The organism is Streptomyces spinosus, from assembly GCF_020400655.1.
Taxonomy (GTDB): Bacteria; Actinomycetota; Actinomycetes; order Streptomycetales; family Streptomycetaceae; genus Streptomyces; species Streptomyces argyrophylli.
This window is the reverse complement of the sequence record NZ_JAINRC010000008.1, coordinates 362,654-381,329: the sequence shown is the minus strand read 5'-3', so window position 1 is coordinate 381,329 and position 18,676 is coordinate 362,654. Positions and strand designations below refer to the sequence as shown.

General features: G+C 72.2%; 18 protein-coding genes and 1 tRNA gene. 3 read left to right on the top strand and 16 right to left on the bottom strand.

Annotation, left to right across the window (positions count from 1 at the left end; all coding sequences use genetic code 11):
- Both LG395_RS17990 and LG395_RS17985 read left to right on the top strand, forming a co-directional pair.
- A partial coding sequence (locus LG395_RS17990) for an FtsX-like permease family protein (RefSeq protein ID WP_308071270.1) occupies nucleotides 1-1,077 on the top strand: 1,077 nt, incomplete at its 5' end.
- An 82-nt stretch (nucleotides 1,078-1,159) separates the two neighbouring features.
- Nucleotides 1,160-2,110, top strand: coding sequence for an ABC transporter ATP-binding protein (locus LG395_RS17985; RefSeq protein ID WP_225810425.1), 951 nt, complete (start codon nucleotides 1,160-1,162; stop codon nucleotides 2,108-2,110).
- A 134-nt stretch (nucleotides 2,111-2,244) separates the two neighbouring features.
- Here the strand turns inward: LG395_RS17985 and LG395_RS17980 are convergent, their stop codons facing one another.
- From LG395_RS17980 to LG395_RS17940, 9 genes are all read right to left on the bottom strand, one after another.
- Complete coding sequence (locus LG395_RS17980; RefSeq protein ID WP_171156219.1) at nucleotides 2,245-2,925, bottom strand: DUF8185 domain-containing protein; 681 nt, start codon at nucleotides 2,923-2,925, stop codon at nucleotides 2,245-2,247.
- Entirely contained in the window at nucleotides 2,922-3,365 is a 444-nt protein-coding gene (locus LG395_RS17975; protein ID WP_171156217.1) for an acyl-CoA thioesterase, read from the bottom strand. Before LG395_RS17975 ends, LG395_RS17980 begins: the two co-directional genes overlap by 4 nt.
- A gap of 6 nt (nucleotides 3,366-3,371) precedes the next feature.
- Nucleotides 3,372-5,036, bottom strand: coding sequence for an energy-dependent translational throttle protein EttA (gene ettA / locus LG395_RS17970; protein WP_171156215.1), 1,665 nt, complete (start codon nucleotides 5,034-5,036; stop codon nucleotides 3,372-3,374).
- A 421-nt stretch (nucleotides 5,037-5,457) separates the two neighbouring features.
- Nucleotides 5,458-6,297, bottom strand: coding sequence for a hypothetical protein (locus tag LG395_RS17965; protein WP_225810424.1), 840 nt, complete (start codon nucleotides 6,295-6,297; stop codon nucleotides 5,458-5,460).
- Between the two features lie 131 nt (nucleotides 6,298-6,428).
- The gene (locus LG395_RS17960; RefSeq protein WP_171156211.1) at nucleotides 6,429-6,749 is read right to left on the bottom strand and encodes a GYD domain-containing protein; all 321 of its coding nucleotides are present in this window, start codon (nucleotides 6,747-6,749) and stop codon (nucleotides 6,429-6,431) included.
- 433 nt (nucleotides 6,750-7,182) lie between these two features.
- Entirely contained in the window at nucleotides 7,183-8,541 is a 1,359-nt protein-coding gene (locus tag LG395_RS17955; protein ID WP_225810423.1) for a Cys-Gln thioester bond-forming surface protein, read from the bottom strand.
- 330 nt (nucleotides 8,542-8,871) lie between these two features.
- Complete coding sequence (locus LG395_RS17950; RefSeq protein ID WP_171156207.1) at nucleotides 8,872-9,396, bottom strand: single-stranded DNA-binding protein; 525 nt, start codon at nucleotides 9,394-9,396, stop codon at nucleotides 8,872-8,874.
- 518 nt (nucleotides 9,397-9,914) lie between these two features.
- Nucleotides 9,915-12,494 (bottom strand): GTPase, encoded by a 2,580-nt coding sequence (locus tag LG395_RS17945; RefSeq protein ID WP_308071269.1) that lies wholly within the window; start codon nucleotides 12,492-12,494, stop codon nucleotides 9,915-9,917.
- A 3-nt stretch (nucleotides 12,495-12,497) separates the two neighbouring features.
- Nucleotides 12,498-14,105: a dynamin family protein gene (locus tag LG395_RS17940; RefSeq protein WP_225810422.1), complete on the bottom strand. Its 1,608-nt coding sequence runs from the start codon at nucleotides 14,103-14,105 to the stop codon at nucleotides 12,498-12,500.
- A 320-nt stretch (nucleotides 14,106-14,425) separates the two neighbouring features.
- On the opposite strand from LG395_RS17940, the gene LG395_RS17935 reads away from it, so the two are divergent.
- Nucleotides 14,426-14,501 (top strand) — tRNA-Arg (locus LG395_RS17935).
- Between the two features lie 178 nt (nucleotides 14,502-14,679).
- Here LG395_RS17935 and LG395_RS17930 read toward each other — a convergent pair.
- The 7 genes from LG395_RS17930 to LG395_RS17900 form a co-directional block, all read right to left on the bottom strand.
- Nucleotides 14,680-15,999, bottom strand: a complete 1,320-nt coding sequence (locus LG395_RS17930; RefSeq protein WP_225810421.1) for a tyrosine-type recombinase/integrase — start codon at nucleotides 15,997-15,999, stop codon at nucleotides 14,680-14,682.
- 80 nt (nucleotides 16,000-16,079) lie between these two features.
- A complete protein-coding gene (locus tag LG395_RS17925; RefSeq protein ID WP_171156200.1) occupies nucleotides 16,080-16,280 on the bottom strand; it encodes a helix-turn-helix transcriptional regulator in 201 nt (66 codons plus the stop codon).
- A complete protein-coding gene (repSA, locus tag LG395_RS17920; RefSeq protein WP_225810420.1) occupies nucleotides 16,277-17,644 on the bottom strand; it encodes a replication initiator protein RepSA in 1,368 nt (455 codons plus the stop codon). The genes LG395_RS17925 and repSA overlap by 4 nt, the downstream gene beginning before the upstream one ends.
- A 127-nt stretch (nucleotides 17,645-17,771) precedes the next feature.
- Complete coding sequence (locus LG395_RS17915; protein WP_225810419.1) at nucleotides 17,772-18,089, bottom strand: SpdD-like protein; 318 nt, start codon at nucleotides 18,087-18,089, stop codon at nucleotides 17,772-17,774.
- Nucleotides 18,090-18,113: 24 nt separating this feature from the next.
- Nucleotides 18,114-18,269 (bottom strand): hypothetical protein, encoded by a 156-nt coding sequence (locus LG395_RS17910; protein ID WP_225810418.1) that lies wholly within the window; start codon nucleotides 18,267-18,269, stop codon nucleotides 18,114-18,116.
- Between the two features lie 13 nt (nucleotides 18,270-18,282).
- On the bottom strand, nucleotides 18,283-18,474 hold the full coding sequence (locus LG395_RS17905; protein ID WP_225810417.1) for a mobile element transfer protein: 192 nt from the start codon (nucleotides 18,472-18,474) through the stop codon (nucleotides 18,283-18,285).
- A 1-nt stretch (nucleotide 18,475) separates the two neighbouring features.
- Complete coding sequence (locus LG395_RS17900; RefSeq protein WP_225810416.1) at nucleotides 18,476-18,670, bottom strand: hypothetical protein; 195 nt, start codon at nucleotides 18,668-18,670, stop codon at nucleotides 18,476-18,478.
- Between the last annotated feature and the right edge of the window lie 6 nt (nucleotides 18,671-18,676).

Below are 18,676 nucleotides of genomic sequence, written 5' to 3'. Positions count from 1 at the left end.
GGCACAGGGCGACTCACCGCGGAGGGCTACTCCGGCACAGGGCGACTCACCGCGGAGGGCTACTCCGGTAGCGGGTACGTGTCCCGCAGCGGCTACCCGGCAGGCGGGGACCACTCGCGCATCAGCCCCCTTACAGGCGGGGACCGCTCCCGCATCAGCCCCCTTACAGGCGGGGACCGCTCCCGCGTCAGCCCCCTGACAGACGGAGACCACTCCCCCACCAGCCATCCGGCAGTCGAAGCCCGCCCCGCCACCAGCACCCTGGCAGCCGAGGCCCGCCCCGGCGCCGGTCACCTCGCGGGCGGGACCCGGTCCGGGCCCCTCCCGGCCGTCGCCTCGCCCTCCGTCGCCTCCTCGTACGGCACCCGGCGGCCGTTCCTGGTGCGGCTGGAGGACGGCAGCGCGGTCACCGTGCGGATCGTCCTGGTCCGCGACCGCACGCCGGCCGTCTCCGGTCCCGACTTCCTCATCGTCGACCGGGCCGGGCTGCCCGCCCCGGCGAGCCGCCCCACGACCCTGCTGCTCACCGGCGACCACATGGACGCGGACGCCCTGCGGAAGGCCGTGGGAGGCTCGGCCGCCGTACGGCTGCGGGCCGAGGAACGCGCCCGGTACGCCGACTCGCCCCTCCAGTCCGGCGCCGAGCGCGTCTACACGGCGGCGGTCGTGACGGGGGCCGGCTTCGCCGTGCTGGCCCTGCTGCTGTCGCTGCTCCGGGCCGCCCCCGAACAATCCGCGCTACTGGCCCGCCTCCGCACGATGGGCCTCACCCGAACCGAGTCCCGCCGCCTGCTGGTCCTCGAATCGCTGCCCCAGGCCCTCCTGGCGGCCCTGGGCGGCACCCTGACCGGCTGGACGGCGATCCGCCTCCTCGCACCCGGCATCGACCTGACGGCCGTCGCCTTCCCGTCGGCCCAGAACCCCGTGACCGGGATCCGCCTCCACCCGGACACCTGGTCGCTGCTGCTGCCGGCACTCTCCGTGGTGACGGTGGCGGTGGGAGTGGCGGCGCTCCAGGCGTGGTGGTCGGGCAGGCGGGGCTCGGTGACGGAACTACGGGCGGGGGACGGCCGATGACCCCCCGCACGGCACCCGGCCGGCACGGGCCGGCGGCCCCGCCCAGGCCCGGCACGGACACGGCGTACCCGCAGGAGACCCCATGACAACCGACCCGAGCCTGACCGAGCTGGCCAACCGCGTCACCGAGGCCGGAGCGAACCCGGCCTACGGCCACGACGCCCTGATCACCTGTGACCGCCTCGTCCGCGTCTTCACCACCGCCGGGACGGAGGTGCAGGCCCTCCAGGGACTGGACCTCCTCGTCCGCGAGGGCGAACTGATGGCGCTGGTCGGCGCGTCCGGCAGCGGCAAGTCCACCCTGATGAACATCCTCGCCGGCCTCGACACCCCCACCGCCGGCGCGGCCCGCGTCGCCGGCCGCGACCTGCTCACCATGACCGCCGCCGACCGTCTCGCCTACCGCCGCGAGGTCGTCGGCTTCGTCTGGCAGCAGACCGCCCGCAACCTCCTGCCCTACCTCACCGCGGCCCAGAACGTCGCGCTCCCCCTCCAGCTCTCCCGCACCCGCAAGGGCCGTCGCGCCCGTACCGAACGCGCCCTGGAACTGCTTGAGCTGCTCCAGGTGGCCGACTGCCGCGACCGCCGCCCGCAGCAGATGTCCGGCGGTCAGCAGCAGCGCGTGGCGATCGCCGTGGCCCTCGCCAACGACCCGGCCGTCCTGCTCGCCGACGAACCCACCGGCGAACTCGACTCGCGGACGGCCACGCAGATCTTCGACGCCTTCCGCACGGCCAACGAGATCCTGGGCACCACGATCGTCATCGTCACCCACGACCAGGCGGTGGCGGGCGAGGTCCGCCGTACGGTGGCGATCCGGGACGGCCGGACCTCCACCGAGGTGCTGCGCCGCAGCGAGATCGACGCGGCGACCGGCCACGAGACGGTCGTGGCCCGCGAGTACGCCATGCTCGACCGCGCGGGCCGCCTCCAGCTGCCCGCCGACTACCTCCGCGCCCTGGACATGCGCGATCGCGTGGCCCTGGAACTGGAGTCCGATCACATCGGCATATGGCCCGACGACACACGATGAGCGCAACCACCCGGTTCAGCGCACACCGAACCTCCCGGTTCGGCGCACACCGGACCACCCCGTTCACGCACGCCGGACCGCCTGGCCCCGCACACGCCGGGCCGCCCGGCCCCGCACACGCCGGGCCGTCCTGCTCAGCGCACGCTGACCCCGAAGGCCCCGAGCAGCCCCGCCTGCCGCACGGCCACCGAGCCGTACGGCGTACGCAGCCGCAGCCACGCTCCCGAGGAGAACAGCCCGGTGTCGCCCGGTTCGCCGCCGGGCCGCAGGAAACCCAGTGACTGGGCCGCGTGCACGGCCCGGACCGGCAGCCGGGTGCCCGCGATCTGCCGGGACCAGATGTCCTGTCCGATCCGGTCCAGCTCCGCGCGGGTACGCCCGTGCGGCCCCAGTTCCTCGGTGCGCGAGCGGAACTCGGCCACGGCGGCGGCGACCGTGGCACGCAGCGTGTCGGGCGCCGGAAGTCCCGGCTCGGGCCGCCAGCCGGCGCGTGGCGGCAGCACCCCGGCCCACGGCGGTCCGGTGACCGCGCCGGGGACGGCGGCGGTGGCCGCGCGCTCGTCCACGGACTCCAGGAACTCACCGGCGGAGACGGTCACGTCGAGGGTGACGTCGAGGCCGTCCTCGTACGGCTTCGCCAGCCGCACCGCGCGGACCGCCAGCACCTCGAAGGACGGTGGCCTGCCGAAGACGGCGAGCGCGGTGCCGGCAGCCTGCAGCCGCACCGCGGCCCCACGGTCGAAGTGGAGCAGCCGGGAGAGGAAGGCCGCGAGGTCCGCCGCCTCCGTCTCGTCGGCCAGGTGCAGCACGGTCATGCCGCGACGGCCTCCCCTTCGGGATCGGGCTCGGCGTCCGCGGTGCCCTCGGCAGTGTCCATGTACTCCCGGAGGAACTCACGCTCCTCCGCGGTGATCCGCCGCGGGCGCTGGGCGTCGAAGTCGAACGGGACGATGACCGTCGACGCCCGCACGTACACGAGGTCCCCGTCCTTCACCTCGTAGGTGAGTGTGAAGGACGCGGCCTTGATCTCGGTGACCCACAGCTCGATGTCCACCGGCTCGTGCCGGTGGACGAGCTGCCGCTTGTAGTCGATCTCGTGGCGCGCCACCACCGACCCCTGCTTGAAGTCCTTGTCCGGGCGGAACAGGAAGTCGATCCGGGCTTCCTCCAGGTAGCGCAGGAACACCACGTTGTTGACGTGGCCGTACGCGTCCATGTCCGCCCAGCGCAACGGGCAGCGGTAGATGTGGCGCAAGACCGATCAGCCCCGGGTCAGCTTCTTGTAGGTGGCACGGTGCGGACGGGCGGCGTCCGGGCCGAGCCGCTCGATCTTGTTCTTCTCGTACGACTCGAAGTTGCCCTCGAACCAGAACCACTTCGACTCGCCCTCGTAGGCGAGGATGTGCGTCGCGACGCGGTCGAGGAACCACCGGTCGTGGGAGACGACGACGGCGCAGCCGGGGAAGTCCAGCAGGGCGTTCTCCAGGCTGGAGAGCGTCTCGACGTCGAGGTCGTTGGTGGGCTCGTCGAGGAGCAGCAGGTTGCCGCCCTGCTTCAGGGTCAGCGCCAGGTTGAGCCGGTTGCGCTCACCGCCGGAGAGGACCCCGGCCGGCTTCTGCTGGTCCGGGCCCTTGAACCCGAAGGCCGACACGTACGCCCGGCTCGGCATCTCGACCTGGCCGACGTTGATGTAGTCGAGCCCGTCGGACACGACCTCCCACAGCGTCTTCTTCGGGTCGATGTTCTCGCGGCTCTGGTCGACGTAGGAGATCTTGACCGTCTCGCCGACCTTGATGTCACCGGAGTCCGGAGTCTCCAGGCCCTGGATCATCTTGAAGAGGGTGGTCTTGCCGGCGCCGTTCGGACCGATCACGCCCACGATGCCGTTGCGCGGCAGCGTGAAGGACAGCCCGTCCACGAGGATCTTCTCGCCGAAGCCCTTGTGCAGGTCGTTGACCTCGACGACGACGCTGCCCAGGCGCGGGCCCGGCGGGATCTGGATCTCCTCGAAGTCCAGCTTCCGCATCTTGTCGGCCTCGGCGGCCATCTCCTCGTACCGCGCGAGCCGGGCCTTGGACTTGGCCTGCCGCCCCTTGGCGTTCGAGCGCACCCACTCCAGCTCTTCCTTGAGCCGCTTCTGGCGCTTGGCGTCCTTCTGGCCCTCGACCTTGAGGCGGGCGGCCTTGGTCTCCAGGTAGGTGGAGTAGTTGCCCTGGTACGGGTAGGCGCGCCCGCGGTCGAGCTCCAGGATCCACTCGGCCACGTTGTCCAGGAAGTACCGGTCGTGGGTGATCGCCACGACGGTGCCCGGGTACTTGGCGAGGTGCTGCTCCAGCCAGTTCACCGACTCGGCGTCCAGGTGGTTGGTGGGCTCGTCCAGCAGCAGCAGGTCGGGCTGTTCCAGCAGCAGCTTGCAGAGCGCGACGCGGCGCTTCTCACCACCGGAGAGGTTGGTCACCGGCCAGTCGCCGGGCGGGCAGCCCAGCGCGTCCATGGCCTGCTCCAGCTGGGCGTCGAGGTCCCAGGCGTTCGCGTGGTCCAGGTCCTCCTGGAGCTTGCCCATCTCGTCGAGCAGCGCGTCGGAGTAGTCGGTCGCCATCAGCTCGGCGATCTCGTTGAACCGGTCGAGCTTGCCCTTGATCTCGGCGACACCCTCCTGGACGTTCTCCAGGACGGTCTTCTCCTCGTTCAGCGGGGGCTCCTGCAGGAGGATGCCGACGCTGTAGCCGGGCGAGAGGAAGGCGTCACCGTTGGACGGCTGCTCCAGCCCCGCCATGATCTTCAGCACGGTCGACTTACCGGCACCGTTCGGGCCGACGACGCCGATCTTCGCCCCGGGGAGGAAGTTCAGGGTGACGTCGTCGAGGATCACCTTGTCGCCGTGCGCCTTGCGCGCCTTGCGCATGGTGTAAATGAACTCAGCCAAGAGAAACCGTCCGGCAGCTTGAAATCTGGCAGTGGGCAGATACACCCCATCTTGCCTGACGGCTACCCCTGGACGGAAACCCGTCGGGTCCGAGGGCCTCGACCTGCCGTTTCTCGGTCCGCGCGGCCGCCTCCCCCGGCACCGCCGGTCGTCGACGACCGGCCTTCCAGGCTCCGGCACGGCCCCGGCACTCCCGCACGGCCCGCAGACGGCGCACACCGCCGCCCGGTGACGCCCGCGTCCGGCCTCCGGTGCCGGTGCGTGCGACGACGGAGCGTCCGCCTTCGGGGGCCACGCTCCGGGGACCACCGCGCTGCCGCACACGGGCCCCGACGGTTCGCCGACCGAGCGCGACGGCTTGTGACGCACCACCTCCACCCGCTCACGGAGCGGTCGTACACGACACGAGGGGGCTTCCGGACTATCGCGAAGCCACTCGAGCGTCCTGGTGCCGCGTCGTCTTCGCCGACGAGGCCGCCGCTCGCCGCCGCCCGCTCAGAAGTCGTGCCATCACCGCGCCCACCAGGACCGGGACGGTCACGAGCACGGTCCACCACGGGAGGTCCAGCCACACCGAGACGGCCCCCACGCCCACGCCGACGCAGATGTCGGTGAAGACCAGCCACCTGCCGTACGGCTCCCAGACGAAGGGCGCGCAGGCGGCCGGCCTGGCCAGGCGGACCGCGCCGAACACCAGCGACTGGGCCGCGAGGAGTGCGAGGAGGACGCCCAGGGCGGCGTTTCCCGAGTGCTCGTCGCGGGGTGCGTCGGAGGTGTTCTGGCGGACACCGTCCTTGCTGAGGGCGACGATGTCACCGCGCCAGCCGGTGGCGGTCACCTCGTCGCCCCGGTGCAGCGTGTCGAAGAGGGGCCTGGAGTCGCCGAACCGCACGACCGTCCGCCGTGAGTCGTCGTCCTGGTCCCGTGAGTCGTCGTCCCGGGCCCTGAGCGTCGCCTCGTAGACCGTGACCTTTCCCGTGAACGTGGACTCGGTCTTCGTGACGGTGAAGTGCCCGGTCACGAGGCAGTCCTCCGCAGCCGCCTCCCGCGGGGCCGCCTGCGCGGGGCACGGCCCGGCCGCCCGGTACTGCTCGTAGCGCTCCTGCCGGCCCGGCACCCACACCGTGAACGCCAGGTAGCTCAGCACTGCCGCCGTCAGGGCCAGCACGATCAGCGCCATGCCGGTGAGCCGCACCCGGCTCTCCGGCTTCCGCCCGGAATCGCCCTTGCTGCCCGCAACGGCCCACGCCCGCTCCACCATCGTCGCCCCCTCGCTCGTCCATGAACTGAAGCAGGCATAGCACGGGGGCGGAGGGCGGTGGGTGACGGGGCGCGCGTCCCCCGTGACTGCTCACACGGTCTGGTACGACCGCCCGCCGGACTCCCCCTGACTCACGCGCCTGGAGCGCGGAAGGCGACCTGCCGGCCGGCGGCCTCGTCGACCTCCTCCAGTGTGAGGAGAGGGGTGGCCCGGGTGTGCAGGGCACCGCTGGCCTTGACCGCGAGACTGACGGCGGCCATCGACACCGGGTCGGGGAGGTCGATGATCAACACGAGGTCGTCCTCCCCGAAGGCGAAGTACATGGCCTCCACCGTCCCGCCGAGGTCGCCGACGACTCGGTCGACGGCGTCACGGCGACCGCTGGCGCCTTCCTTGAGCAGCCCCTTCGTACCCTCTGGCGTGTAGGTGGCCTGGATGAGGAACTTCGGCATAGGACTGCTCCCTGTCCGCTTCGTGTCCGACAGCACCATGCACTACCCGCTGCCACACCGGTCACCGCTCACCGAACGGCTCCATTCACCCGGAAGCGCCGCACTCCGCTGCCCGCACCGCGCCACCGCTGCACGCGCCATCCGGTCCGGAATGTCCGAACGCCCGACAGAGCGCCACCCGGCGGCATCGCTTCCGTGCCGGCGACGAGGAGGGCGGGCTGTGCTGTGCTGTGCTGTGCTGTGCTGTGACGAAGCCGTACCCGAGCACGGCGAGCGGGTCGCCCTCAAGCGGGCCGAGCTGACTTCCGCCCGGCCGAGGTCGGCATGGCGGCTCCGGCCGGAACCGCTTCGGCCCTCGACGCCGGCACCCCGCGCTGCCACGGCGTGGTCGTCGGACCGGCGCCGGTCGGGAATGGCCGGCGCCGCCCACGGATCATCCGCCGTGGGTCGACTCCCTCTTGCGCAGCACGATCAGGACCATGCCGCCGATCACCACCAGACCGATGGCCACACCCGCGATCATGGGGGTGATCATCGAACCACCGGTGGCGGCCAGGTTGGTGGTGTCCGCGGTGTTTCCGCCCACCGCGACCGGGGTGGGCTCGGTGCGGAGCTGGGCCGTCTCCGTCGTGATCGTGCCCTGCGTCTTGCAGTCCAGGACGCCGGTGAAGCGGTGGCTGAACCCGTGGGGGCCGGTGATCGTGAAGTCGTACGCCTGGTCCTCCTGGAGCGGCACGCTCACGGTGCGGGACGCGTGCGCGGGGACCGTGTGCTCGGCGCCCATCAGACGGAAGGTGAACGGCTCGTCGCCCTTGTTGGCCGTGGTGATGTACACACCGCCCTTGGCGCAGTTCTTGCGGGCCGAGACCGCCGGTATGGAGCCCTTCTCCGCCCAGCCCGCCGTCGCGGTCGCGGAGACGGTGGACTCGCTGGAACCCGCCAGGATCTGGGTCTGGCTGCGGCTCTCGGAGGCGAAGGCCCGCCCCACCGGCACGGTCGTGGAGGCCTGCACGCTCAGCTGGGCCGTCCCGTCCGCCGCGTCCTCGGGTATGTCGAAGAACAGCTGGCTGCCGTTCCTCGCCGAGGTGATCACCTTGCCGTTCCGGTCGATGATCCGCACCCCGCTGGTGGCCGCGTCCGCCGGCGGGCTCACCGTGACCGCGCCCGCGTTGGTGTGCACCGTCACCGGCCCGAGCAGGTCGCCCGGCCGGCCGGAGACCGCGGGCGGGTCCAGGGTGAGCGAGGGCTGCGGCTCGCCGACGTTCCGGGCGCTCTTCTCCAGGTAGTCGGCGAGCTTCTCGGCCCGCGGGTCCACGGCGTCGACCTTCGCGCCGTCGGAGTAGCGCCAGATGGCCACCTGGGTGCCGGCCGCCGCGTCCTGTTCGGTCAGCCCGCTCGTTCCCGCGTGCCGTGCGAGTGCGGCGAGGTCGTTGACCTGGGGGTAGGAGTTCTGCAGGATCCAGCGGATCCGGCCCGCGTCCTTGTTGGTGCCCAGCGAGGTGCCGCTCCAGGGCGTCTCCTGGTACCTGGCGTCCCGCTGGGTCGGGTTGTGGAGGTCCACGCAGTACGTCTGCAGGGTGCCGCCACCGTCCACGGACATCTCGAACAGGCCCGCGGACACCCGCTGGTCGCCGCCGTCCTCGTGGATCACGGCCTCGCCGTAGGTCTTCAGACCGTTGATCGTGGCCGTCGCGCCGCCCTGGGTCTGCGGCGTGTCCACGGCCACGGCCGTACCGGCGCCGGACAGCACGCCGGCCGCTATCAGGCCGGTCACCGTGACGGCGGCGGCCATGCGGGCCGTTCCCGTGGACCGGCAGAACCCAGAGAGCGCAGCAAGCACAGAATTCCCCTTCGAGCAGGACCCGTTGGACGTGGGGGACGGTCCCACCAGCAGAATCGGCAGCCCCAAGGGGCACGCCCGGCATCCTATGGATCAGGCGGAGCCTCCCCCGGCGGTCGGATCATCCGATGGCCGATCCGATCCGTAATCGTTATCGCCGGGACCGTCCGCGAGCTGGTCGTATCGACAAATCCACCGGTTCGTACCGCGTGTTCAGACCGTGAGAGGTGGACTTCGGGGACGGTCCGGCCCCAAGGCGTCGTTGACGACGCGCTGCTGACGTCACGTCACCGTTGCGGCTTGCTGTTCCTGTGTCTCGACTCCCCCTTCTTCCGCGCCTTGTTCCTGCTGCTCCCGACCAGGCCGCCCCGGCTGTCCGTCCTGCGGTTCCGCCGGCCGCGGCGTTTCCCAGTTCGGCTCCGGGCGGGACGCCGTCGGTGGTGCCTCCGGTTTGACCGCGCGCTGGAAGAACGCCATACCGCGCGACAGGTCATGGCCGATCGCCACGGCGTCGATGTCGGCGGAGGCCCACTGCTGCTGCCCCTGCACCTCCGTGCGCACCTTGAGCCGGCCCTGGACGACGACCGGCTGGCCCACCTCCACGCACGCGGCCACGTTGACCGCGAGCTGCCGGTTGGCCCACACGGTGAAGAAGTTGGTGTGCCCGTCCGTCCAGACGTTCTTCTCCCGGTCCCAGTAGCGCGCGGTCACCGCGAGCCGGAACCGGGCCGACGGTCCCGTCGCCAGTTCCCGGTAGGCCGGCCGGGTCGCCACGTTCCCCACGACACAGACAGTGGTCTCGTTCACTTCGATCACTCCCCTCCCCCGCCCCGCACCTTCCGGCCGGGCGGGCACGCGTACGGGCCCGTCCCGTACGGCTGCGTCTGCCGTGCCGCGCGTACCTCTGCCGTACGCGCCGGCACCACCCGACGACCGCCCGCACCGCCCGCCGCCACTCCTGGCCGGACCCGCCGTGCGATCGCCGTGCCCTCAGACTGCCTCCGCCGGGCCGAGCCCGCTGAGCGCTGTGGAGGATCACCCCCCTGTGGAAAACCTTGCCACCCACAGGGGTGACCACGGCCGGCTGCCGGCCAGTATGACGAGCCGTCCAGGTGCCAACCGGCACGGGTGACGGCCCGAAGCAGGAACCAACCAGCACGGGTGACGACCCGCCCAAATGCCAACCGGCACGAGTGCCGACCCGCCCGCGAGCAACCGCCCGCCGCTCCGGTCACCCGCCCCCGGCGTCCCTGTCACCCACCCATGCCCAGCGCTCCCGTCACCCCTGACCAGCCGGCTCCCCTCGCTGACCGAGCTTTCTCACCTCACCGCACCCCGCTCCCGGTCCGCACCACCCTGCCGTACTGTTCACGCACCTCGCGGTACCGCAGCAGTTCCGCGGCCACCGGATCGAGCACCCGGGCCCGGCCGCAGCTCGCCGCCGCCTCCCGCAGTCGGCGTTCCGCCTCCTGGCCGTAGCGTCGTGCGGGCCCCCGGGCCGCCATCCGGCAGGCCCACTCCACCAGCGGCCCGCCGATGATCCCGCACACCATCAGCAGCACCGGAACACCCAGGTTGGGCGCCATCACCCCGGCGATCTGGCCCACGAGCCACGCACCGCCCGCGATCTGCAGCAGGGTCATCGCCGCCTGGACCAGTACGGCCACCGGCCACCAGCCCGGCCGGGGCGGGCGGCCCGGCGGCAGTCCGGCCCGGGCCGCCAGGTCGTCCAGCGCCTCGGACAGACCGTTGGAACCGCGGACGGCCGCCTCGCGCACCGCCTGGGCCCAGGGAGCGGGCAGCCCGGCCGAGGCGCGGTCGGACACGGTACGTACCGCCTGCTCGACGCTCTGCCGGGCCGTGGCCTCCTCGTCGGCCTGGGCGCGCACCGCGTGGCGGCCCGTCGTGGAATCGCCACGGCCCTGGTACCAGCGCCACAGCCGCAGCCAGGGCGTGCCGCAGGCGCGGTTGGCGTTGCGCAGCCAGGCGCGCTCGGCGGCCTCGCCCGCCGCGGTGGCGCCCACCGCGTCCGCGAGCCGCGCGGCGAAGTCCTCGCGCGCCTCCTCGCTGAGGCCGACCCGTCGTCCGGTGGCGTAGACGGGCCGCAGCTCGGCCGCGGCGGTGTCGACGTCGGCCGCCACCCGGCGGGCCGCCGCGCCGCGCTCCGCCACGAACTCGCCGAGCGCCTCGCGCAGGTCGCCGACGCCCTCCCCGGTGAGCGCGGACAGCGCGAGCACGGTGGCGCCGGGTTCGCCGTGCTCGCCGAGCGCGATGCCGTCCTCGTCCAGCAGCCGCCGCAGGTCGTCCAGGACCTGGTCGGCGGCGTCCCCGGGCAGCCGGTCCACCTGGTTCAGGACGATGAACATGATCTCGGCGTGGCCGGCCATCGGCCGCAGGTACCGCTCGTGCAGGACGGCGTCGGCGTACTTCTCCGGGTCCACGACCCAGATGACCGCGTCGACCAGTTTGAGGATCCGGTCCACCTGTTCGCGGTGCTGTACGGCGGCCGAGTCGTGGTCGGGCAGGTCCACCAGGACCAGTCCGCGGAGCTGTCCCTCGGTGTCGGGGCCGTGCAGCGGACGGCGGCGCAGCCGGCCCGGGATGCCCAGCCGGTCGATGAGGCCGGCCGCGCCGTCGCTCCAGCTGCACGCGATGGGTGCGGCCGTGGTGGGGCGTCGTACGCCGGTCTCCGAGATGGGCACTCCGGCGAGCGCGTTGAACAGCTGCGACTTGCCGCTGCCGGTCGCTCCGGCGAGGGCGACGACGGTGTGCCGCCCGGAGAGCTTGCGGCGCGCGGCGGCCTCGTCCAGGACGCGACCGGCCTCGGCGAGGGTGTGGCTGTCCAGTCGGGTGCGGGAGAGCCCGACGAGTTCGCGCAGGGCGTCCAGGCGGGAGCGCAGCGGGCCGTCGTACGCCAGTGGGGCGGGGGTGTGGCTGCCCGGCCCGCGGTGCGTGGGTTCCACGGCGGAGGCGCGCTCGGCGGCGAGGGCGGCGGCGCTGGCGTCGGTGACGCGCCGTGCGATGAGACCGTCGTCCCAGGCGCCGGAGGAGTCGCCCTTGCCGTCGGCACCGGTGTCGGTGCCGTTCGCCGTACCGGTCCCGTTCGCCGTACCGGCGCCGTTGGCCGTACCGGCACCGTTCGCGGTACCGAGGTCGGTCGTGGCGGTGGTCTTGGGAGGCGTGGCGTCGGGTGCGGGGCGGGGCTTCGGGGAGTGGGGCTGGGGCCGGGGTACGGAGACGCCGCCCTCCTCAGAGCTGTGACCGCGCGCGGGGCGGTCACGATCGGGGGCGCGGTCGCTTGCGCCGTGTGCGCCTTGTGCGCCGTGTACGCCGTCACGGTCGCGTTTAGCCCTGCCGTCCCGCGCGGTCTCGCGGGCCCGTTGCCCCCGCTCGGCGTCGCGGCCGGCGTTGTCGTCCTTCACGCGCGCGGGGGCCCCGCCGCCGGCGTCCGGGCTCTTGCCGCCACCCCCTTCCAGGCCCTTGTCCCGGGTCCCTTCCATGCCCTTGCCCCGGCTTCTTTCCGGGCCGTGGTCCTCGCGCCTGCCGCCACCCTCGCCGCTCTCCTCGGCCTCGTCCCCGGAGAGGGCCACGTCGGCTCGTCGTGGCGCGTCCGCGCGGTGATCGGTACCGGGACCGTCGTCTCCGCGCTTGCCCTTGACGAGGTCCAGATGCGCTTCCAGAAGACCACCCGCGCGCTCGGCACCACCCAAGGGGCCGCGCTCGGCACCATCCCTGGGCCCGTGATCGACACCACCCTGGGAGCCGTGCTCGGCGCTGCCCTCGAGGCTCGAGCCGGGGTGCCCACCGTGCGCTCCGGGCTCCGTGTCACCGCTGTCGCTGCCGTGATCCATGCGCCTGATGTGCTTGGTGTGATCGGTGTGGTCGTGGTCAGTGACGGCGGTCACCGGTCACCTCTCCTTCTGCAGTACGGACAGCGCGGCGATGAGTTGGGCCTGGGGCTCGGGATGGACGTCCAGGGCGTCGAGCGGGGCGAGGCGCCGCTCGCGTTCGCGCTGCATGACGCGGTCCACGTGTTCGACGAGCAGCCGACCGGCCCGGTCGCGCAGCCGCAGCACGCCGTGGGCCCCGAGCCGCTCGGCGAGCCCCTCACCGGCGGTACGCGCCCGGCGCCCGCCGAGCACGGCCGTGGCGACGAGGGCGGCGACGACCTCCGGGTCGGGTGCGCCGGTCCGCTCCAGCACGCGTACCTCGTCCTCGGCGTACTCCTCCAGCTCGCGCCGCCAGCGCCGGGCCGCGAGCCCGATGCGGTGCTCGGCGCTCTCCAGGGAGGCCTTCCGCTCGGCGAGCCCCGGGGCGTCGGCGGCGGGCTCGCGCCGCCATGCGTCGTCGACGCGCTCGTCGGCCGCGGTCACGGCGCACAGCAGCAGGGCGGCCAGGCTGTCCACGAGGGCGTCCAGGAGTTCCCCGGCGGTGCAGTCCAGGGGGAAGGCGCGCCAGCGTTTGAGGGCGTCCCCGGCGAGTACGGCGCCGGACTGAAGGCGCGCCCGCACGCGCGCGTGCTCCTTGTCGTACGCGGTCTCGACGGCGGAGGTCAGCCGGAGGGCCGCCGCGTACTGGGCGGCGGCGGCGCCTGCCAGCTCGGGCAGGCGGGACTTGAGCGAGTTCAGGAGGCCGTAGGCCGTACGGGCCACGACGTGGTGGCGGGCCGCGGGATCCTGGGCGTGGTGGACGAGCCAGCTCTTCAGGGGCGCGACGGCGGTGGCGGGCAGCAGCCCGGCGCCCCAGGCGGATTCGGGCAGCTCGGGCACGGTGAAACGGGGTACGTCGCCGAGCCCGGCCTTGGTGAGCAGGGCCGCGTACTGCCGGGAGACCTCGGAGACGACCTGGTGGGGCACCCGGTCCAGGACGGTGACGAGGGTCGCGTCGTACTCCTTGGCGGTGCGCAGCAGGTGCCAGGGGACGGCGTCGGCGTAGCGGGCGGCGGTCGTGACCATGATCCAGATGTCGGCGGCGCAGATCAGCTCGGCGGCGAGGACGCGGTTCTGGGCGATCAGCGAGTCGACGTCCGGGGCGTCGAGGAGGGCGAGCCCGCGCGGGAGGGTGTCGGCGGTCTCGACGCGCAGCACGCGCGCGGGGTCCTCGTCGGTGAGCAGAAGCTCGTCCGTGGGGTCCTGGTGCGGCACCCACACACGGGTGAGGTGGGGGAGCACACGCATCCCGCTGAACCAGTGATGATCCTCCGGATGGCAGACGAGGACCGGCGTCCGGGTGGTCGGCCGCAGCACACCGGCCTCGCTCACCCGTCGGCCGACCAGGGAGTTCACGAGCGTGGACTTGCCCGCGCCGGTGGAGCCGCCGATGACGGCCAGCAGCGGCGCCTCGGGCTGCCGTAGGCGGGGTACCAGATAGTCGTCGAGTTGCGCGAGGAGCTCGTCGCGGTTGGCACGCGCGCGTGGCGCCCCCGCGAGGGGCAGCGGAAAGCGTGCGGCGGCGACACGGTCGCGCAGAGCGGAGAGTGTGTCGAGCAGCTGAGGCCGTACGTCCAAGGTCACCACATGCGAAGAATGCCCAATTTTAGGGGAATTCTGAAGCATATAGACATGTCTGCGCGCCGACGGAACAGATCGGACGGAAGGGATGACCGGGACACGCGCACAGTCCAGGCATAACGAGTGCACAACACCCGGTGCGTCAGGCGCCAAAAGCGGTGCACGATTCGTACCTGCCTGCGATTATCAGGACCGCTTCACCGAACCTCCACATCGAGCCACGGAGGCGAAGCGACAGGGTCGAGGAACCGGGAGCCCTATCCTTGACCCCGGCAACGTCACGGGTCAGCCCCCACCAGGGCACCAAGCACGAGGCCACCCCACCGGCCCCCGTAGCTCAGTGGATAGAGCAGGCGCCTTCTAAGCGCTTGGCCGCAGGTTCGAGTCCTGCCGGGGGCGCCAGTATCCGCCCTCCCGCTCGGGAGGGCTTTTCCCAGGTCAGAGCGGCTGTCAGCGGGTACGACGAAGCCCCGGACGCCCTCTTGATGATCAAGGGCAGACTCCGGGGCTGTCCGGCTGTCACCGGGTTTTCGCGGGTGGCCGTGTCGAATACGTGTCGAAGTTCTCGACCGGTCGGAGATCAGCCGGCGCCCCGCACCTCCGCCTCCGGAAGGTCACCCGCGGCTTCCAGCCGCCGCTTCAGGTCCGGCAGCTGCCCGTCGATGCACCGGGCGTACGTCGCCAGCAGCACGGCAACGCTGTTTCCGGCCCACTCGGCCACCTGAGCGGGCGGGATGCCGTCGTTGAGCCACTTCGTCAGGCGCGTGTTGCGGTTGTCGTAAACGCGCCGTCCGGTGGGTGACTCAAAGACGTGCGGGGGCAGTACGGCCTTACGCGCGCTGCGCCACGCCCGGCGGATGACGGAGCCGGCGAGGATCCCACCGAACTCACCTTGGAAGAGCAGATCACCCGGCTGGAGCTGTTCATCGGCGATGTGCTGCCGCAGGATGCGCGTCAGGGCCGGATGCCCCGGCACCGTGCGCGTCTCGCCCTCCGCACGGCCCTTCAGGTCACGTTGCTCGTGAATCTCGCCCGTATCGGTCCACTGCCTTCCGATCTCCGGGGTCGCCGTGTGGATCAGCAGTTCACACCACTGGTCATCGGCGTCGGGCTGGGGCAGGGTCACGTCCTCCACCCGCATGGCTACGGCTTCCTCGGGCCGGGGGCCGCAGTAGTACAGCGTGGCGAAGAAGGCGTGGAGCCGCTTGCCGCCGCGCGGCCGGCGCCGGATCCAGTCGAGGATGGCCGCCGCCTGCTCGGGATTCAGCAAGGACCGCTTGTCGACGGCGTTCGTGGTCTTCGTGACCGCCGTCGACTCCTTGCCCTTGGGAAGAGGGTTGACCCGGAGGATGCGCCGCCGGATCGCGTACTTCATCGCGACGTTGAGGATCCGGCGGTTGCGCTTCCGGGACCAGGCCGCCGCCTGCTTGCCGTCAAGGCGGGTGTCGATGGCTTGCAGGACCTGATCGACCTTCTCCGGGTCCTCCCAGGCGGAGACGGGCAGGGAGTTCCGCTCGACCCACTTCAGGATAGCCACCACGTCTCGGGGCGCGTCCGGGCGTCGGTTGGTGTTGAACGCCCATTCGCGAAGGGCCGTCCGCACGGCCGCAGGTGCGAACTGCGTGGGCTTTACCCGCAGCAGGGCGATGGTGGTGGCGGTCAGAGTCTTCGCGATGTTCTTGCGGCTGTTGCCGCCGAGTTGAGACCAGCGGGCATCCACGTACTCGACGGCGAACTTGTACCAGCTCATGGCAGCCGACTTGGAGCGATGGGACACCGGGAGACCCGTGGCGACGACGAATGCCTCGCCCTTGCCCGTGGCCCGGATGAGTTCCGAGCGGAAGCCCTCGGCGAGCGCGACGGTGTTGAAGGGCTCACGCCAGCGCTTGCCCGCGACCACCCAACGCACGGTGTACGTGGTCTTCCGGGCACCCTTGTAGGTGAGGATCTTGTAGATCTTCACGTCGTACGTCGTCTCCATCAGGCGGCGTCCTCGCGGTCGTCGAGCCAGTGATCGAGGTCGCTCCGCCGGATCCGGAGGTCGCCGTTCGGGAGCTTGATGCAGCGCGGCGCGCGGCGCTTGGCCCGCCAGTCGTAGAAAGTCGAGCGGGAGATGGCCAGTTCCTCGCAGACCTCCGCGAGGGTGAGCATGGTGCGTCGCGACCGGATGGCCGTGGTCATTCCGTGCTCCCTTCGTGCAGGAGGGCGTCGCGGGCGGTTTCGCGGTTGGTCTGGAGGTCACGGGCGATGGTCGCGGCGAGGGCGGCTTCGCCCGGGGTGTGGCCGTGGCCGGCGTACTGCCAGTCCGCCAGGACGAGGACGGTGTCCGGCTCGCGGTCGTCGAGGCCGAGGACGCATGCCTCTTGGGCTGCGCGGTAGTCGGCGCGTTCCTGGCGGAGGGCGCCGAGGGTGGTGGAGTAGGTGCGCGACTTGGACGAGAAGTGCCCGCGGAAGCCGAGCATGTGGGCCCAGGCCCAGAGGCGCCGGTCCGGGTAGAGGCTGTCCAGGTCGCGGCACGCGGTGATGAGCCGCCGGGTGTGGTCGGGGACCTGGTGGCGGTCGAGTTCGGCGAGTTCGCCGATACGGCGGTCCAGGGTGCCGGTGTTCTCGGCGGCCTTGGTCGCGTACTTGGCCACATACGAGGCGACGGCCTGCTCGGTGATGTCGGAGCCGTCACCGAACGCCTTGACCGGGCGGACGTCGAGCTGTCGGCCCCAGCGGAAGGTACGGGCGGGCTCGTCACCGGCAGCCGGGACCGACACGGACGTGTACGAGTGCGCTGCGGCGGCACGGACCGCGTCCGTGAGGAGGTCGACCGTGGCCCAGACGGGCGGGGGTGTTCCGGGCCCGTCCGGGCCGTCGAGGCGTACGACGGCGTGGAAGTGCAGGGCGCCTCGCTTCTGGAACTCGGCGACCTTGCCGTACGAGACGCGGAGGTGTTCGGCGAGTTCCCGGCGGGGCAGGCCGGCGCGGGCGGCGAGTTCGCGGCGGAGTCGCGTGGTGAACCGCTGCCAGAGCTGACCGGCGTGGTTGTTGAACAGCACGGCGCCCGCGTAGTCGTAGCTGTCCGGATCGAGAGCGGTGCCCAGCTCCGGAGCGTCGGGCGCGTGCCGGGTGCCACAGCGGCAGGAGCCGTGATCGGGGCGGTTGTGGACCGGGCCGAACGAGGGGGCCGTGAGGGTGGCGAAGACGCGCGGGTGATCGCGGACGGTGGCGGGAACGTCGCGGCGGTCGTCTCCGGCCAGGCCGGCGCGGATCAGGTGGTACGTGTCGCCCGCGTAGGTCCAGGCGCAGGACGGGCAGCGGGAGGCGCGGCGGTTGCCGCAGGCGAGGCGGAGGCGTCCGCCCGGCTCCTTCTCGGTGGAGTAGTGGTGCAGGGTCTCGCCGCTGGTCTTGTCCTTGTGGAGGACCCAGCCGGTGAGGTGGATCGGGTCGGAGCAGCCGCCGGTGCGGCGGATCTGGTCCTCCCAGCGGGCGTAGTCCGAGGCCGAGGCCACCCGGAGCACGTCTCCGAGAGTGATCGGGTCAAGCAATGTGTCGGGCATGCGCGCACTCGGTGTCGCGGGTGAGGCGCGGTGGGCCATGCTTGGGGTTCCTTCCGGTTGCGAGATCGGACAGGGACGGCGCCCAGGCGGCGGATGCTTGGCGGTATCGAGGCCGCCCGGGGGCCGGTCAGCGACGCTTGGCGTCGGAGGCGAGCAGGGAGCGCAGGACGACCGCGCAGACGGCGACCGAGGCTCCGGTGATGGCGACCGCCAGGAGCAGGGAGACCAGGACGGCTCCGAGCACCAGGACGACGGCCGTGCCGCCGCCGACGAGGGCGAGGGCGGTGCCGGGGGTGAGCTGGACCGCGGGCCGGACCGGCGTGGGAGGCGTCGGGGCGACCGGCGGGGTCTCCGCGTTCGAGATGATGGCGGTCGGCTCGACGACGACGGGCGGTGTGCCGAGCCCGGTCGGCGTGGGCATGATCGGGATCTTCGGGCGGAACATCGGTGGTCTCCTCTCGCGGGCTGGTTACTTGACGAGGGCGTTGATGACCGGGGCGAGGACGCTGTCGGCGAGGAGGAAGCCGCCGAGCAGGAGGACGGCGATGAGCCAGGCGGGCGGGCGGATGAGCTTGACGCCGAGGTAGCCGACGACGAGCAGGGCGAACCAGAGCGGGACCTGCATGGCGGTGGGTCTCCTAGCGGACGCGGCAGCGGTGGGTGCGGGCGGCGAGTTGGGCCGCGGATTGGCTGGAGTAGTCGGAGGACCAGCCGCAGCCGTCGGAGCTGCACACGGCGGCGTGCTTGGTCTGGCCGTTGCGGTCGCGGTGCGTGCCGATCTGCACCGGGCCGATGCGCATCACGGAGTGGAAGTGGTCGCGGGCGGGCATGTCAGTCGGTCTCCTCTCGGGTCGTGGTCGAGGCGGGGAAGTCGGCACGGATGCCGGCGGCGGTGGCCGGGTCGGCGGTGAGGCGGACGGCTTTCTCCGCGAGCAGGTGGGCGAGGAAGGGCCGCTTGGCGGCGGCCATCTCACGGGCGCCGTCGAGGTAGTCGGAGGCGGTCAGGTCGCCCGGGTCACGGATCACTGGTCT

Excerpts from the sequence above, each read along its gene's own strand:
- LG395_RS17985 (WP_225810425.1), top strand. The coding sequence starts at position 1,160 with ATGACAACCGACCCGAGCCTGACCGAGCTGGCCAACCGCGTCACCGAG.
- LG395_RS17980 (WP_171156219.1), bottom strand. The coding sequence starts at position 2,925 with ATGACCGTGCTGCACCTGGCCGACGAGACGGAGGCGGCGGACCTCGCG.
- LG395_RS17965 (WP_225810424.1), bottom strand. The coding sequence starts at position 6,297 with ATGGTGGAGCGGGCGTGGGCCGTTGCGGGCAGCAAGGGCGATTCCGGG.
- LG395_RS17960 (WP_171156211.1), bottom strand. The coding sequence starts at position 6,749 with ATGCCGAAGTTCCTCATCCAGGCCACCTACACGCCAGAGGGTACGAAG.
- LG395_RS17955 (WP_225810423.1), bottom strand. The coding sequence starts at position 8,541 with ATGGCCGCCGCCGTCACGGTGACCGGCCTGATAGCGGCCGGCGTGCTG.
- LG395_RS17925 (WP_171156200.1), bottom strand. The coding sequence starts at position 16,280 with ATGACCACGGCCATCCGGTCGCGACGCACCATGCTCACCCTCGCGGAG.
- repSA (WP_225810420.1), bottom strand. The coding sequence starts at position 17,644 with ATGCCCGACACATTGCTTGACCCGATCACTCTCGGAGACGTGCTCCGG.
- LG395_RS17915 (WP_225810419.1), bottom strand. The coding sequence starts at position 18,089 with ATGTTCCGCCCGAAGATCCCGATCATGCCCACGCCGACCGGGCTCGGC.
- LG395_RS17910 (WP_225810418.1), bottom strand. The coding sequence starts at position 18,269 with ATGCAGGTCCCGCTCTGGTTCGCCCTGCTCGTCGTCGGCTACCTCGGC.
- LG395_RS17905 (WP_225810417.1), bottom strand. The coding sequence starts at position 18,474 with ATGCCCGCCCGCGACCACTTCCACTCCGTGATGCGCATCGGCCCGGTG.